The organism is Burkholderia cepacia complex sp. TUM26381, assembly GCF_057439935.1.
In genome coordinates, this window is sequence record NZ_CM172006.1 from 1,951,692 (window position 1) to 1,965,854 (window position 14,163).

Consider the following 14,163-nt stretch of genomic DNA (forward strand, 5'->3'; position numbering starts at 1 on the left):
AGCCCCCGGGGGCACCAGGGGCTTCATGACTGCTGGTTCACTTCGGCTCGCGTCAGCGGCCCGACTTCAGCTCGGTCCACAGACGCGTCTGCAGACGCTGGATTTCAGGCGGCAGCGGCTTGAGCAGGAACAGCGTCTTCACGACGTCGGCCGGCGGGTAGACGGCCGGGTCGTTCGCGACGTCGGGCCGCACGTACTTGCGGGCCTCGGCGTTGGCGCTCGGGTAGTACACCGCGTTCGTGATCGCCGCGTGCACCTTCGGATCCTCGATGTAGTTGATCCACTGCAGCGCGGCATCCTTGTTCTTCGCGTCCTTCGGGATCGCCATCACGTCGAACCACACCGGTGCGCCGCCCTTCGGAATGTAGTACTCGACCTTGTACGGCTTCTTCGCTTCGATCGCGCGATGCTTCGCGATCACGACGTCGCCCGACCAGCCGAACGCGAAGCAGATGTCGCCGCCGACCAGGTCGTTGATGTAGCCCGACGAGTTGAATTGCGTAATGTACGGGCGGATCTTCTTCAGCACTTCCATCGCGGCCTTGTAGTCGGCCGGGTTCGTGCTCATCGGATCCTTGCCGATGTAGTGCAGCGTCGCCGCGAACATCTGGTCGGGCGCGTCGAGCACCGACACGCCGCAGGTCTTCAGCTTCGAGATGTTTTCCGGCTTGAACAGGATGTCCCAGTTGTCGAGCGGCACCTTGCCGAGCGCCTGCTGCGCCTTCGTCAGGTTGTATGCGAGACCGGTCGTGCCGTACGCCCAGGGCACCGAGAACTTGTTGCCCGGATCGGCGCCGGCGACGAGCGCCATCAGTTGCGGATCGAGGTACTTGAGGTTCGGCAGCTTCGACTTGTCGAGCGGCGCGAAGATGCCGGCGGCGATCTGCTTGCCCGCGTAGTTGCTGGTCGGCACGACGATGTCGTAGCCCGAGCTGCCCGTCAGCAGCTTCGCCTGCAGCGTGTCGTCGCTGTCGTAGTTGTCGTAGCGGACCTTGACGCCCGTCTGTTTCTCGAAGTTCGGGATCGTGTCCTTCGCAATGTAGTCCGACCAGTTATAGACATTGAGCTGCGTATCCTTCGCCGCTGCCGCCGACGCACCCACGCACAGCGCGAGCGCTGCGAACCGGCCCACTACCTTTGCTTTCATCCCGATCTCCCTCCGGCCGGACGCGTTGCCCGGCTGCCGTCTGCCTCGTCACGGCGGCGCATTCTGGCGCGCCGCCCCTCGAAAACCCCGAAAACTACCATCATTCGCGCCCCGTCACAAAAAAATCATGCCGGTGTCGCGCAAACGGAACAGATTCCCGCCACTGGCCCGTCGGGCCGCCCGTGCGGCGGGGTGTTCCGGGGGAATTTTATCGGGTAATCGGCCGCTGTCCACCGGGAAAAACGGGCAGCGGCGAAACTGCGTGCGCGGGCCGTCCGGCACCTGCGCCGGACGGCCCGCCGTACTGTCACGCTCCCGCACCGGGACAGCATGCCGGCGCCACCGCCCGAGCCGGCCGCCGCGATGGATTAAAATGGCGGCTGACGATTCAACTGCGCGAACCCTTCCAATGGCCTCCAATCTCCACGACCTGCCCGACAGCCCCTGCATCGGCGTGTGCTCGACCCTCTTCGACGAAGTCTGCAAGGGCTGCGGCCGCACGGCCGCCGAAGTGTCGAACTGGGTGTTCCTGAGCGACGACGAAAAACATGCGGTGTGGGAACGCATCACACGCGAAGGCACCGCGATGCGCTTCCAGTACGACAAGCTGTAAACCGGCCGCGCAAAAAAAAGCGGCATGCCGACCGCCATGCCGCCAACCCCAACTCTGTTCTATTCCCGTCGCGTCAGAACTTCATCCCGACGCCCACGCCGACGATCAACGGATCGATGTGCAGCGTGCCGATGCCCTTGTCGCCCAGCGTCGCATCGGTGCTCATCCAGATCTTCTTCACGTCGACGTTCATGAACACCTTCTTCGTCACCTGCACGTCCACGCCGAACTGCAATGCGGGGCCGAAGCTGCTCTTGTTGATCGACACGCCCTGCCCGCCGACGTTGAGCCCGTTGTTGTAGAAGTACGTGTAGTTCAACCCGGCGCCGACGTACGGGCGCACCTTGCCCGCATGGTTGAAGTGATACTGCAGCAGCAGCGTCGGCGGCAGCACGCCCACGCCGCCGAGATTGCCGAGGCTCGACGTCATCTGGTGCCGCGACGTGCCGAGGATCAGCTCGACGCCAAGGTAATCGCGGATCATGTACGTGAAGTCGAGTTCCGGCACGATCGCGTTGTTCACGCCCGTGTTGATTGCGCCGAGCGTGTCGCTCGCGCGCTCGTTCGGCTGGATGCTGATCGCGCGAAGCCGAACCAGTACGTCACCCTGGTTGATGCCGTCGCCCGGCGATGCCGCGTGCGACAGCGAAGGCATCGCAACGAGGCTTGCCGCGACGGCGGCAGCGGTGACACAAGTTCGAATCGTTTTATGCATGGTACGGACCCCCAAAGAATGGTTTCCATTCTCCCTGTAGGGTCTTTTCGCCATCTTGATATTGGTCAAGCCAGCGTAAACGTGGGGCGGTTTGCCGCAGGCTCGGCCGGACAGCCTGTCAGCAGCAGGTCGAGCAGATCGCGCACGCTGCGGATCGCACGGCCGAACGGCAACGCTTCGCGGCCACGGAAGAACAGCCCGTTCGCGACGTCGCCGCGCAGCGCGGCCGCGAGCCGCGTGTCGATGCAGAAGTGGCCGAACTTCTCGATGCCGTCGCGCAAACCGCATACGCTCAGGCATTCGAGCGCGGTCGGGCAGCGCTGCTTCAGTGCGCCGAGCTTGGTCCGGATGCGCGTCTCGTTGCGCAGGTAACGATCGAGCCACGGCGTCTTCACAGCCCGCGCGGGCAGCCCCGTCACGCTGACGAATTCGACGATGTCGTCGGGCGTCGCATCGGCGAGCACGCGCTTGAAATGCGGATGCGCATCGCCCTCTTCGGTCACCGCGAACGGCGTTCCGACCTGCACGCCGTTTGCACCGGCCGCGAACGCTGCACGCACCGTGTCGTGACTGTTGATCCCGCCCGCAACGATCAGCGGAATCGTTTCGCGTGCGAGACCGAGCGACGCCATCACCTGTGCGGTCTCGTCCAGCACGCGAGCGAAATCGAAGCGGCCGTCGTGCATGTCGTCGATCTGCGTGACGCCGAGGTGGCCGCCCGCATGCGCCGGATGCTCGATCACGATCGCATCGGGCAGGCGCCCTTTCTTCATCCACTTCTTCAGCACCAGTGCGATCCCGCGGCTGTCCGACAGGATCGGGATCAGCGCGATGTCGCGTCCTTGCGTGAGGTCGGGCAGATCGAGCGGCAGGCCCGCGCCCATCACGATCGCGTCAGCGCCCTCGTCGCACGCGACACGCACGTAATCCGCGTGCGCGCTCACGGCCTTCATCACGTTGACCGCGATCATCCCGCGCCCTTCGCTGTAAGTCTTCGCGAGACGGATCTCGCGGGCGAGCGCGTCGAGGTTCGCGGCTTCGAGCGTCGCGCGATCGGGTTGCGCGCGGCAGCGTGCCAGCAGGTCCGCGTGATGGTGGCGCAGGTCGATGCTCGCGATCGTGCCGACCGCGCCTTCGCGCGCGACGCTGCCGGCCAGCCGGTGTGCGGAGATGCCGACGCCCATGCCGCCCTGCACGACAGGCAGCAAGGTGCGGCCGCGAATCGTCAGCGGCGGAAAGGAATTGCGTACGGTCATCTGAAACCTCGTCGGAACATCGGAACCGCGATGATCGACGATCCACCGACGCGCACCTTGACGGCCGTCAATAAAAAAACGGCACGCGAGCGTGCCGTTTCCGGTTCATGCCGTCGGAAGCGTTCAGGCAGGCTTCGCCGGCTTCAGTTGCATCGACTTGTACTCGAGATACTCTTCGAGCCCGTACACGCCGTTCTCGCGGCCATGCCCCGACTGCTTGTAGCCGCCGAACGGCGCCGCGCCGTTCCACGTGCCGCCATTGATGTCGACCTGCCCCGTGCGGATGCGGCGCGCGACGCCCATGGCGCGTTCGTCGCTGCCGGCCCACACCGCGCCGCCGAGCCCGTACGGCGAATCGTTCGCGATGCGCACGGCCTCGTCTTCATCGCGATACGTGATGATCGACAGCACCGGCCCGATGATTTCTTCCTGCGCGATCGTCGATTTCGGATCGACGCGGCCGAACACCGTCGGCTTCACGAAGAAGCCCTTCGCGAGTCCGTCCGGCAAACCGGTGCCGCCCGTCACGAGCTCCGCGCCTTCGTCGATCCCGCGCTGGATGTACGCCTGCACGCGTTGCTGCTGGACGGCCGACGCGAGTGCGCCGAGACGGGTTGCGTCCTGCCGCGGATCGCCCGCGACGTACGTTTCGGCCGCCGCTTTCGCGATCTCGCGCGCTTCGTCGTAGCGTGCTTCCGGCACCAGCATGCGCGTGTGCGCGGAGCAGGTCTGCCCCGCGTTCAGGTAGCACGCGTTGACCGTGCCCTTCACCGCCGTCGCGAAATCGGCGTCGTCGAGGATCACCGACGCCGACTTGCCGCCCAGCTCCAGCGCGACGCGCTTGACGCCCGCGGCCGCCAGTTCGGCCACGCGCTTGCCCGCGCGCGTCGAGCCCGTGAACGACACCATGTCGACGTCCGGATCGGTGGCCAGCACTTCGCCGACGACAGGCCCGTACCCGCACACGAGGTTGAACACGCCGGCCGGCAACCCGGCTTCGTGTATCGCTTCGGCGAGCATGAACGCGTTGAGCGGTGCGACTTCGGACGGCTTCAGGACGACCGTGCAGCCGGCCGCGAGCGCCGGCGCGACCTTCAGCGTGACCTGGTTCAGCGGGTAGTTCCACGGCGTGATCGCCGCGACGACACCGACCGGCTCGCGCACCACGAGCGAGTTGCCGACCTGTGCCTCGAATTCGAACGATTCGGCGAGTTTCGCGTACGCCTTCCAGTTGTAGATCGGGCCGCCGACCTGGATCGCGCGCGACAGCTTGATCGGCATCCCGACTTCGCCGGTGATCGATTGCGCAAGCTCCTCGCTGCGCGCCTGCAGATGCTCGACGATCTTGCGCAGGTAGCCCGCGCGCGTCGCGGCCGGCGTGGCGGCCCATGCGTCGAAGGCTGCGCGCGCCGCACGGATCGCGTCCTGCGCGTCGGATGCGACGCCCTCGGGAATTCGCCCGATCACGGCCTCGGTGCCCGAGTCGATCACGTCGATCGTGCCGGTGCCGGCCGGTTTGCGCCATGCGCCGTCGATGTAGAACTGGTCGTAGATTTTCATCGCTTTCCGCCTCCAGGGAAGCCGACATTCTAGCGAGCGTTTCGGTTTCCCGGTATGACGATTGACAGCCTTTCGAAAGGATCCGGACGCCGTCGGGCCGCCGCTTCGCCGCCGGTCGCGCGCGCCGGCACGGCATTCGCGTCCCGCCGCCGCGTCAGCATCTGCCCGGGTGCGCGGCCGGGCCCGCATCGTGCTATGTTTTTATTATCGGCACCGGGCCATTGCGGCCGGCGCCGCCCGGAATCGACGCATCTCGTGAGCGCTGCCATGTCCGACGCACCCCATACCCTCGGCTCGCAAGACCGCCTGGAGCTGCTTTGCTGGCTCACCTGCGGCAATCTCGGCGCGTTTTACCTCAACGAATCGTGGCCGGACGCCACGTTCCAGGTTCAGGCCGCGCACCGCTGGCTCGACCGCCATCACCGTCAGGCCGACTGGCTCGCGGTCGCGAAGCTCGCAGCGCTCGCGCAGGACATCGCGAAGCGGCATGCGGGGTTCGTCGACGCGTCGTGGGCGCGCGACGCAGTCGAGGAAATCGTCGATACCGACGATCTCGACTATCGCGCGAAACTCGTGCAATGGGTGTACGAAGACTGCTGCAAGGCGCTCGCGGACAAGCGGCTGGCCGATTGAGGCTCGAGCCGTCCACGGCCCCGCGTGCGCGCGGGTCGCGGCATCGCTTGGCACGATGCCGCTTCGGCTGATACCGATGTAACGGCCTGAATGGCCGACGGGGGCAGTCCACGCGCGCCGCCCCCGGTGTGCCGGCACGCGCGATGCGTGCCGCGGTGCTTACAGCAGCGACTTCGCCTGTGTCAGCACCTTGTCGCAGATCTGCTTGGTCACCTGCTGCTTCAGGCCACCGCCGCTCAGGTCGAGCTTGCCGCCGTTGCCCGCGTCGAGGATCCCGCTCGCACCGCTCGTATAGCCGCTGTCCGACGACGCATTGCCGCCGAGCTTGCCCATCAGCGCGTCCTTCACCGACGCTGCGCCACCGCCGGACGCGCCGCCGAGATAGTTGTTCTGGATGCAGAACTGCAGCAGGCCCGCGACGTTGCCGGTACTGCCCGGCGTCAGCGACGCGCCGCCGCCGCCCGTCAGCGCACCGCCGAGGCCACCGAGGTTGCCGAGCGCCCCGCCCGCGCTGCCGCCCGAATCGCCGCCGCCGACCTGCTTCAGGACATCGCCAAGCTGCGCATGGGCCACCGAAAACGGTGCGAGCAATCCGATCAGCGCGCCGGCAACGGTCGCGCGGTATAGACGTGCATTCATGTGAAGCCTCCCGGTTGTGACTGCGTGAGTACCGCGAATTACCGCGAATCGAATCCAAGGATACTCAATCAACCGGGGCATGACAGCCTTCGCAGGCGGCCTGAAACGTCAGGCATCGTGATATCGCGGCGATTTGACAATGCTTGACGGCGTGCCGGCCGGCAACGCGGGCTCGAAATGCGATCGAATGCGCGCGCTTGCTCGCCATTCCGTGTCGCCGGCACGCACGAAGCGTCATAGAATCGTCGTCGCCGGCCGTTCGGCCGCTCCGGCCCCGTCTAACCTCGAACATGAAGGATGCTCGCGTGGCGCTCGCCCATCGATTTCTGCTGATCGCCGGTGCATCGGCCGCACTGATCGCCGGCTCCGGTGCCGCCGGTGCGGCGCCCCCGGCAGCGGCGACCGCATGCGCGTCGCCTGCGTTCGACCGCTATCCGGCACCCGCCGCCAGCCCGCCGCGCAAGCCGGCGGCGGCGCCCCGGCTCGCCGACAAGGAAGCACGCCTGTACCACACCGTCATTCGCGACGCATTCACGCAACCGGCCAATTTTGCCGGTCACTATCGCGTGGCGATCTGGGGTTGCGGAACGGATTGCCGGAATTTCGCGATCGTCGACAAATACACGGGCGCGACGTACACGATGCCCGGCGTGACCGCCATCTCGGGGGTGATGGGCAACGACGACGAGCGCGTCGACTTCCGTCCAGGCAGCACGCTGCTGATCGTCGCCGGCTGCTTCAACGACGCTTGCGACGACAGCAACGCGAAGGCGGCCCGGTTCTTCTACGAATGGACCGGCACCCGGCTGCGTCCGGCCGGCACCTGCCCGCTGGCGATCGCCCCCGTCGAATAGGCGGCCGGTTCGCAACGCGCATGCGACGACGATTCCCCCAGCGGTGCGCGACACCGACGACGTTCGAGCGGATCCACGCTCGAACGCAAGCGGTTTCGCGTAACCAAGACCGTGTCATGCCCGGCACGGCCGCGTTCGTATTTCGGCGCCTTCGTTCGCATGCCCCCGTTTCCGCGCGCTGACGCATCCTATCCTGCACGCATGTCCTTTGTTTTTGACGGAGCTCACGATGCGGACGACACGGGCAGCAGGCAGCGGATCGGTCGCGAACGCAAGTTCGAGTTCGAGCGAATCCGACGTCGATTCAAACCTGTCGACACAGGCCCAGCTGGGTGGCCGTGCGACGTTTGCCGATCAGCGCTTCGAAGCGCTGAACCGCCCGCAGAGCACGCGACAGGCCATCGAACAGCGCGGCTATACGCGCACCCTCGCCGGACTCGATGCGCTGCGTGCCGACGCCGACGGCACGAAGCTCGCGGACAAGGCGTTCGTGGCCAAGTTCGCGATGGATCAACTCTACTCCGCGGGCCTGAAACCCAAGCTCGGCGGCAGCCTCGCCAGCCACCTTCACGGCGCGCCGAAGGAGCCGAAGGACGTCGACATCGAAATGCAATCGGCCGCAGAACTCGACGCCGCGATCAAGCACCTGTCCGGCCGCTTCCACTACGAGGGCGAATCGATCAAGGTACGTGCGCACCAGGACGATATCGAAGAAGGCGTCGGCGCCCTGCTCGACGTCAAGCTGGAGCGATCGGACAACCGCACGTCGTCGACGCACGTCGGCATCGATCTCGTCAACGAGAACATACCGGCATTCAACCGCGAGGTGGTCGCCCCCGAACGGACCGGCAGCCCCGCCGTCGGCACGGCCGACACCTTCCGCCTGGTCGTCAACGCCATCGATCGCCACCTGAACAAGCCGAATACCTCGGAAGCCAAACGCGACGCATCCACCGTCCATCATCTGCTGAAGAGCAAGGGCTACCGCGTGACCGACGCATCGCACTGGCAGGCGATCCACGACGGGGTCGCGTCAAGGATACGGGATCCTCGCGATGTGGCGGTTTATATGGGCGAATTGCGCGCGATGCTGACGGAATACGCCGACGAGCGCGGCAACCGTTCGAAGCATCACAAGACGCGCAAGAAAGCCGACGGCTGCACGACGATGTAACGCGCGTCGAGCCGGCGCGGAACAACACCGCATCGTGTGTGAATGCAGGCCGCCGGCTCGTCCGAATGCCTTGCTCGCGGTGACGGGCGCATGCGCGAGTGCCATGCCGATGGTCGTGGCCTGGAGAGCCCGTCGCCGGATTGCGCTATCGTTCGGGTTTCACTCACACGGCGCGCCCCACACGCGATGTCCATCCGCCTCAGTTTCGACGACGGCCCGGGCCCGTCGACGCCGGCCTTGCTCGACGTGCTGCACGCTGCCTCGTGCACCGCAACCTTCTTCCTGCTCGGCAAGCACCTGGCGGTGGCGCTCGACGTCGCAGCGAGAATGGCGCGCGAAGGTCATCTGCTTGGCAATCACACGCATTCGCACGCGAGGCCGGGCGTACTCGCGGATCGCGCACTGATCGAAGAAATCGAAGCAACCGACGCGCTGATTCGCGACGCGTATCGCCGGGCCGGCAGGCCCGCGCCGGACGACATCCCGCTGCGCCTGCCTTACGGGCTGCAGCCGGACGACCATCGCGCCGGCGTCCTTGCGCGCCTGCAACGCGAACACACCGGCTGGACCGCGATCCTGGATGACTGGCAGCGGCCGGCGCCGTCGCCGCAGGCGCTGTGCGACGCGATGTGCGCGCATGTCGATGCCAGCTTGGCGCAGCATCGCGACGTGCTGTTCTGCATGCACGACGGATCGCGGCATGGCGCAGCGCGGCCGAACACGGTCGAAGCCGTGCGCCTGTTCCTGAACCGGCAGCGCTGACGCGGCAACCGGCTAGCTTGCGGGCACCGCTGCGTCCAGCAACTGGCGCCAGCCGCCGAGGAATCCGATGCCGGGCCCCGGCATCCACAGGCCGCGCTGCGCTGCTTCGAGATGAATCAGCGTCTGATCCGCGCAGAACAGCAGCATCAGCGCGTCGTGGTTGTCGCGCATCCAGTCCGGCGCAGCGTCGGGCCGCGTCGCCGCATAGGCGTGAAGGCCGGCGTCCCATCGCCGCCGGTCGAATACGAAACGATCGTCGCGGCCCGCATCGCGCGACAGCGCGAACAACGCAAAGGCCGCCTCGAGCCATTGCGCACCCTGCCCCACATCGTCGAAATCCAGCACGCCGTTCACCGCGTTGCCGACATACAGCAAGTTGCCCGCGTGATAGTCGCCGTGCAGCCAATGCACCGGCCCCGTCAGCCACGGCGACGCCGCGTCGAGATGCATGCCGATTCGACGGATCACCGTGTCGTAGTCGCGGCGCGGATCGCCCGGCAACGACGGCATCGCCCGCGCCGCGACGCGCGCATGACGCGCCGACAACCACGCCAGCGGCACCGATTCGCTGGCGGGTACGGCCGCCAGCGCCGCATGCAGATGCGCCAGCGTGCGCATCGCATCGATCGCCCCCGCGTGCGCGTCGTGCGGCAGGCCGGGATTGCCGTCGATATGCTCGAACAGATGCAGCCAGCTTCCGTCGGGAAGCTGCACGCCGGATTGCGCATCGACGGTCGGCCGCAGACGCGGCAACACCGGCAATATCTGCGCGTTGCACGAACGGCCGAGATCGCCGAGTATCGACGCCTCGCGCTCCACCTGCCTGGCCGGCTTGCCGGACCACGACACGCGCAGCACCGTGCGCCCCGCATCGCACTCGACGAGGTACGTTTTGTTAGTATGGCCCGACGCCAGCGCCTGCATGCGCGCCGGCCCGATGTTCCAGTACCGGTGAAGCCACGGTTCCAGCGTTTTCACGTCACTCCTACTCGTTGCATTGACCATGTCAGAGCGTCCTTCGGCCCGCATGCGGGACATCAATATCGATTGGCTGACCCGCGCGGCCGAATTCGATCATCTGTTCCAGACCCGCTGGCTCGGCGAGCGCTTCTTTCACCTGCCGGGCGACATGCTCGCGCTCCAGGAACTGATCTGGCGCGAGCGCCCCGACTGCATCGTGCAGACCGGCATCGCGGCGGGCGGCGGTGTCGTGTTCTCCGCGTCGATGCTGGAACTCGCGGGCGGCAATGGCCGCGTCGTCGCGATCGAGCCGCGCCTGCGCGACGAAGTCAGGCAGCGCCTGCAAGCGCACCGGCTCGCCCATCGCATGACGCTGATCGAAGGCGAATCGTGCGCGGCCGACACGCTCGCATCGGTGCGCGCGCAGATCGGCGACGGCGCGCGCGTGATGGCGATCCTCGACCTCACGCATACGCATGCGCACGTGCTGCGCGAACTCGAATGCTATGCACCGCTCGTGACGCCCGGCAGCTACGCGATCGTGATGGATACCATCATGGAGTACCTGCCCGAGTCGATGTTCGACGGCAAGCCGTATGGCCGCGGCAACAACCCGGCCACGGCCGCACACGAGTTTCTCTCCCGCGACGACCGGTTCGAAATCGACCACGACATCGAGGACCGCGTGCTCATGACGCTGTCGCCAGGCGGCTTCCTGAAGCGAGTGCGCTGATCAGCCGGGCAGCCTGCGCCGAGCCGTCTTGCGCGTAGCTGTCGCGGATCCGCGCCGCGTGCTCGCGCAGCGAACCGGGACGCAACAGGCGCTCGAGCGCCTCGGCGATCTCCGCGACGCCCGCCTGCTGCAGGTCGAGCACGCACCCCGCGCCGGCCCGCTCGACGAAGTGCGCCGAATGAAACTGGTCGTTGCAGAACGGCGACAGCAGCATCGGCACGCCGCACGCGAGCGACTCCATCACCGAATTCGCGCCGCCGTGGCTGACGAATGCATGCGTGCGCCGCAGCAGCGCCAGTTGCGGCGCATAGCGCACCGCGATCACGTGCGCGTCGCCGGCCGGCAGCCGATCCGAATCGACCAGTTCGCCCACCGACAGCACCAGTTGCGCCGACGTCGCGCGCGTCGCGTCGATCACCTTCGCGAACAGATCCGGGTGGTAATAAAGCTGGCTGCCGAGCGACATGTAGACGAGCGGGCGATCTGCGTCGATACGTTCCCACGGAAACGCCGTCTCGTCGCCGCGCGGGCCCGACGGCATCGCGGGGCCGACCAGTTCGACACCGGGCGGCGGCGTACCCACCAGCGCATCGGTCGTGAACGCGAGCGTCAGGTGCGGCGACAGCACGTCACAGCCGCGAAAGCGCGCATCGAGCCCGTAGCGCGCGAACAGGCTTGCGCGTTCCGGCGCGAGCCATCGCACCGTGCGCAGCAGTTCCGAATCGAGATCGTCCGGCAGCACCGGATTCAGCGAATTCGACATCGATACCCACGGCAGCCCTTCCAGCTCGGCGGCAATCGCGGCCGCATACAGCAACGGATCGATCACGACCACGTCGGGCCGCCAGTCGCGCAGCACCGCGCGGATGCCGTCCACCTGCGACGGGGCAAGATCGATCAGCAGCGTGCGGATCCAGTGCCGCAGCCAGTCCGCATCGCGAATGTTCGCGGCGAAGCTCGCGCCGCGCGACAGGTCGTGGCGTTCGGGCGTTTCGCGCGGCCCGACGAACGCGAAATCGCCGGCGCCGTCGAGCTGGGCGCTGATGTCGGCCGGCGCGTAGAACGCGACGTCGCAGCCGGCCGCGCGCAGATGCTGGGCCGGGCCGATGCATGGATTGACGTGGCCCTTCTCGGGCACCACGCAGAACAGGATGCGTTTCATGAGCAGTTCAGGTCGGTCGATGCGCGGCATCGAGGTGAAGGTGCGCGAGATGATCGAGGATCAGTGTCAGCGTCGTCCACAGCACGCGTTCGGTATCGGCCTGCAGCGTGGGGACGGCAAGGCCCAGCGTGTCGGCCAGCGCCTGCGTGCGGTCGCGATCGAGCAGCGACGCGAGGTCCATCGCCGGTGCGAGCCGCCCGCGCTTGGGGCCGTGTACGAGACGGTCCGGCAGGTTCAGGCGCGCGCCGAGATCGCGCAGGCATTGCTTGTTCGGGTCGGGCGCGATGCTCGTCAGATGCGCGACGACCGCCGTATCGACGAACGGCGGATGCAGGTCGACCGACGCTGCGTCGAACAGCGCATGACACAACGGCAGATAGTTGGCCGACCGGTCGCGGCGCAACACCTGATCCGCACCGTCGCCGGTAATCGCGACCTCGATGCCGTCCGCCGCCATCGCCTCGGCCAGCAACAGCTTCGCGACCGGATGGAGGTTGAACATCGGCTCCTCGACCGCGTGGGTCGTTCTCGGCAGCGCCGCGACGAAATCGGCCTCGTTCGCACGCACGATCTTCACGTTCGCCTGCATCTGCGTGGCGAGTTCGAGCGCTGCGTCGAGTTCGCAGTAATCGGGCATGTCGGTCGCAAGGATGTAGGCCGTCACGTGCGGCAGTGCGCCGAGTTCGCGCAGCAACGCAAGCAACAGCGCCGAATCGAGCCCGCCGCTCAGCGCCAGCGCGACGCGCTTGCCGCTGTCGAGCGCGCGTTGCAGCGATGCGTGCAGCACGGTGTCCAGCCCGGCGTGCCGAGGCCGTTCAGGTGCCGGCTGCACCGTCAGGCCTTGCGGCGAACGGATCAGCGCGTGACCGGGCGGCACCGCGAACACGTCGCGCAGCACGGTGCGGCCAACGAGGCGCTCGCCGCTCAGGTAGCCCGCGATGGCGGCCGTGTCCGGCGCACTGGCCGGTTGCCCCGACGCACGCAGCACGGCACGGATGCCGGACGCCGACGCGCCGCTGCGCGGATGGTAGTGCAGACGATCGAAACCGAACGGGTCGCGGGTGCCGACGATCATGGATAACGAGCCTTCAAGGTGTCCACTTCAATGCGTTTCAGGATGCGATGCGGCGCGACGGGTGCGCTGCCGCCCTGGCAATGCAGGCACGCTTCGAGCGGCGTCTCGCGTTGCAGATACGCGAGCATCGCGTCGAGCAGGCCCGCGTCGTCGCTCAGCGGCAGGCCGTCGGCCTGGAAATCCTTCTCGCCCTTGTAGAGCGTATGGAAATGCGCAGGACGCGTGCACGTGTAGAACATGCCGTCGCGAATCATATGGCAGCGCTCGCGGATCCAGCAATCGTGATAAAGGCGCTGCGCTTCATTGCGGTCCGTGCCGGGCTGCGCCCGATTCATCGTCGTGAATACGTCCTGCACCTTCCAGTTCAGGCGCACGTCGAAACGCGCGGCCTGGCGCTCGACATACGCGATCAGGTCGGGCGAAAGCGCCGGCTTCGGATAGCGCGAGATCGTCAGCGCATCCACCGCCTGCCAGAACGCGTCCGGCATCTCGCCGAGCTTCAGCCCGTTCGTCGTGACGGAGATCACCGGCGCGATGCCCGTCGCGCGCACGCGTTCGATCAGTTCGACGAGAGCCGGATGCAGCAACGGTTCGCCACCGACCAGCTTGAACATGCGCGGGCTCAATACCTTCGCGGCCATGCGCAGATCGGCCTCGATCGATTCGGGGCTCGCGTGCCACTCGGGCAGCAACGGCGACAGCGAGCAGCATTCCGCGCAGGTCAGGTTGCAGTGATCGACAATATGCGCTTCCAGCGAGCGTGTCCGGATGCGGCCATTTTCGACGCGGTAGTCGCGATCGAGCGGCGGCGGAAAGACATGCTGCCGCTCGCCGGACGGCGGCGGATTCGGGATCGTGTTCGGATTCGCACTCACTTCAG

At 66.8% G+C, this 14,163-nt stretch carries 15 protein-coding genes; 6 read left to right on the forward strand and 9 right to left on the reverse strand.

The features are described from left to right. Nucleotides 1-52 precede the first annotated feature (52 nt). Entirely contained in the window at nt 53-1,147 is a 1,095-nt protein-coding gene (locus ACWMMN_RS09110) for a polyamine ABC transporter substrate-binding protein (RefSeq protein WP_174991540.1), read from the reverse strand. Nucleotides 1,148-1,556: 409 nt separating this feature from the next. Here ACWMMN_RS09110 and ACWMMN_RS09115 point away from each other — a divergent pair, with 409 nt between their 5' ends. Then, a complete protein-coding gene (locus ACWMMN_RS09115) occupies nt 1,557-1,760 on the forward strand; it encodes a DUF1289 domain-containing protein (protein ID WP_059234082.1) in 204 nt (67 codons plus the stop codon). Between the two features lie 73 nt (nt 1,761-1,833). Here ACWMMN_RS09115 and ACWMMN_RS09120 read toward each other — a convergent pair whose 3' ends face one another. The 3 genes from ACWMMN_RS09120 to ACWMMN_RS09130 all read right to left on the reverse strand — a co-directional run bounded on the left by ACWMMN_RS09120 (nt 1,834) and on the right by ACWMMN_RS09130 (nt 5,291). After that, nucleotides 1,834-2,475 (reverse strand): OmpW/AlkL family protein, encoded by a 642-nt coding sequence (locus tag ACWMMN_RS09120; protein ID WP_059234081.1) that lies wholly within the window; start codon nt 2,473-2,475, stop codon nt 1,834-1,836. Between the two features lie 65 nt (nt 2,476-2,540). Beyond that, nucleotides 2,541-3,731: an NAD(P)H-dependent flavin oxidoreductase gene (locus ACWMMN_RS09125; protein ID WP_486422594.1), complete on the reverse strand. Its 1,191-nt coding sequence runs from the start codon at nt 3,729-3,731 to the stop codon at nt 2,541-2,543. 123 nt (nt 3,732-3,854) lie between these two features. Further along, complete coding sequence (locus ACWMMN_RS09130; RefSeq protein WP_486422595.1) at nt 3,855-5,291, reverse strand: aldehyde dehydrogenase family protein; 1,437 nt, start codon at nt 5,289-5,291, stop codon at nt 3,855-3,857. A 267-nt stretch (nt 5,292-5,558) separates the two neighbouring features. Here ACWMMN_RS09130 and ACWMMN_RS09135 point away from each other — a divergent pair, with 267 nt between their 5' ends. Then, nucleotides 5,559-5,924, forward strand: a complete 366-nt coding sequence (locus ACWMMN_RS09135; protein WP_059234078.1) for a hypothetical protein — start codon at nt 5,559-5,561, stop codon at nt 5,922-5,924. Nucleotides 5,925-6,083: 159 nt separating this feature from the next. On the opposite strand, the gene ACWMMN_RS09140 is transcribed toward ACWMMN_RS09135, so the two are convergent. Next, on the reverse strand, nt 6,084-6,563 hold the full coding sequence (locus ACWMMN_RS09140) for a YjjA family protein (RefSeq protein ID WP_059234077.1): 480 nt from the start codon (nt 6,561-6,563) through the stop codon (nt 6,084-6,086). Between the two features lie 305 nt (nt 6,564-6,868). On the opposite strand from ACWMMN_RS09140, the gene ACWMMN_RS09145 reads away from it, so the two are divergent. The 3 genes from ACWMMN_RS09145 to ACWMMN_RS09155 all read left to right on the forward strand — a co-directional run bounded on the left by ACWMMN_RS09145 (nt 6,869) and on the right by ACWMMN_RS09155 (nt 9,353). Continuing rightward, complete coding sequence (locus tag ACWMMN_RS09145; protein ID WP_486422596.1) at nt 6,869-7,417, forward strand: hypothetical protein; 549 nt, start codon at nt 6,869-6,871, stop codon at nt 7,415-7,417. A 229-nt stretch (nt 7,418-7,646) separates the two neighbouring features. Continuing rightward, nucleotides 7,647-8,591, forward strand: coding sequence for a hypothetical protein (locus ACWMMN_RS09150; RefSeq protein WP_486422597.1), 945 nt, complete (start codon nt 7,647-7,649; stop codon nt 8,589-8,591). Nucleotides 8,592-8,777: 186 nt separating this feature from the next. Next, nucleotides 8,778-9,353, forward strand: coding sequence for a polysaccharide deacetylase family protein (locus ACWMMN_RS09155; RefSeq protein ID WP_486423222.1), 576 nt, complete (start codon nt 8,778-8,780; stop codon nt 9,351-9,353). Nucleotides 9,354-9,365: 12 nt separating this feature from the next. On the opposite strand, the gene ACWMMN_RS09160 is transcribed toward ACWMMN_RS09155, so the two are convergent. Next, nucleotides 9,366-10,358, reverse strand: coding sequence for a phosphotransferase (locus tag ACWMMN_RS09160; RefSeq protein ID WP_196486570.1), 993 nt, complete (start codon nt 10,356-10,358; stop codon nt 9,366-9,368). On the opposite strand from ACWMMN_RS09160, the gene ACWMMN_RS09165 reads away from it, so the two are divergent. Continuing rightward, a complete protein-coding gene (locus tag ACWMMN_RS09165) occupies nt 10,357-11,046 on the forward strand; it encodes a cephalosporin hydroxylase family protein (protein ID WP_174991547.1) in 690 nt (229 codons plus the stop codon). The genes ACWMMN_RS09160 and ACWMMN_RS09165 overlap by 2 nt on opposite strands. Here the strand turns inward: ACWMMN_RS09165 and ACWMMN_RS09170 are convergent. The 3 genes from ACWMMN_RS09170 to ACWMMN_RS09180 are packed head-to-tail and all read right to left on the reverse strand — an operon-like array spanning nt 11,003 to nt 14,158. Then, nucleotides 11,003-12,208 (reverse strand): glycosyltransferase, encoded by a 1,206-nt coding sequence (locus tag ACWMMN_RS09170; RefSeq protein WP_174991548.1) that lies wholly within the window; start codon nt 12,206-12,208, stop codon nt 11,003-11,005. The two genes, ACWMMN_RS09165 and ACWMMN_RS09170, sit on opposite strands and share 44 nt — an antisense overlap. Before the next feature lie 7 nt (nt 12,209-12,215). Next, a complete protein-coding gene (locus ACWMMN_RS09175) occupies nt 12,216-13,283 on the reverse strand; it encodes an asparagine synthase-related protein (protein ID WP_486422598.1) in 1,068 nt (355 codons plus the stop codon). Next, nucleotides 13,280-14,158: a radical SAM protein gene (locus tag ACWMMN_RS09180; RefSeq protein WP_338083548.1), complete on the reverse strand. Its 879-nt coding sequence runs from the start codon at nt 14,156-14,158 to the stop codon at nt 13,280-13,282. Before ACWMMN_RS09180 ends, ACWMMN_RS09175 begins: the two co-directional genes overlap by 4 nt. Nucleotides 14,159-14,163 lie beyond the last annotated feature (5 nt).

Excerpts from the sequence above, each read along its gene's own strand:
- ACWMMN_RS09110 (WP_174991540.1), bottom strand. The coding sequence starts at position 1,147 with ATGAAAGCAAAGGTAGTGGGCCGGTTCGCAGCGCTCGCGCTGTGCGTG.
- ACWMMN_RS09115 (WP_059234082.1), top strand. The coding sequence starts at position 1,557 with ATGGCCTCCAATCTCCACGACCTGCCCGACAGCCCCTGCATCGGCGTG.
- ACWMMN_RS09120 (WP_059234081.1), bottom strand. The coding sequence starts at position 2,475 with ATGCATAAAACGATTCGAACTTGTGTCACCGCTGCCGCCGTCGCGGCA.
- ACWMMN_RS09125 (WP_486422594.1), bottom strand. The coding sequence starts at position 3,731 with ATGACCGTACGCAATTCCTTTCCGCCGCTGACGATTCGCGGCCGCACC.
- ACWMMN_RS09130 (WP_486422595.1), bottom strand. The coding sequence starts at position 5,291 with ATGAAAATCTACGACCAGTTCTACATCGACGGCGCATGGCGCAAACCG.
- ACWMMN_RS09135 (WP_059234078.1), top strand. The coding sequence starts at position 5,559 with ATGTCCGACGCACCCCATACCCTCGGCTCGCAAGACCGCCTGGAGCTG.
- ACWMMN_RS09140 (WP_059234077.1), bottom strand. The coding sequence starts at position 6,563 with ATGAATGCACGTCTATACCGCGCGACCGTTGCCGGCGCGCTGATCGGA.
- ACWMMN_RS09150 (WP_486422597.1), top strand. The coding sequence starts at position 7,647 with ATGCGGACGACACGGGCAGCAGGCAGCGGATCGGTCGCGAACGCAAGT.
- ACWMMN_RS09155 (WP_486423222.1), top strand. The coding sequence starts at position 8,778 with ATGTCCATCCGCCTCAGTTTCGACGACGGCCCGGGCCCGTCGACGCCG.
- ACWMMN_RS09165 (WP_174991547.1), top strand. The coding sequence starts at position 10,357 with ATGTCAGAGCGTCCTTCGGCCCGCATGCGGGACATCAATATCGATTGG.
- ACWMMN_RS09160 (WP_196486570.1), bottom strand. The coding sequence starts at position 10,358 with ATGGTCAATGCAACGAGTAGGAGTGACGTGAAAACGCTGGAACCGTGG.
- ACWMMN_RS09170 (WP_174991548.1), bottom strand. The coding sequence starts at position 12,208 with ATGAAACGCATCCTGTTCTGCGTGGTGCCCGAGAAGGGCCACGTCAAT.
- ACWMMN_RS09175 (WP_486422598.1), bottom strand. The coding sequence starts at position 13,283 with ATGATCGTCGGCACCCGCGACCCGTTCGGTTTCGATCGTCTGCACTAC.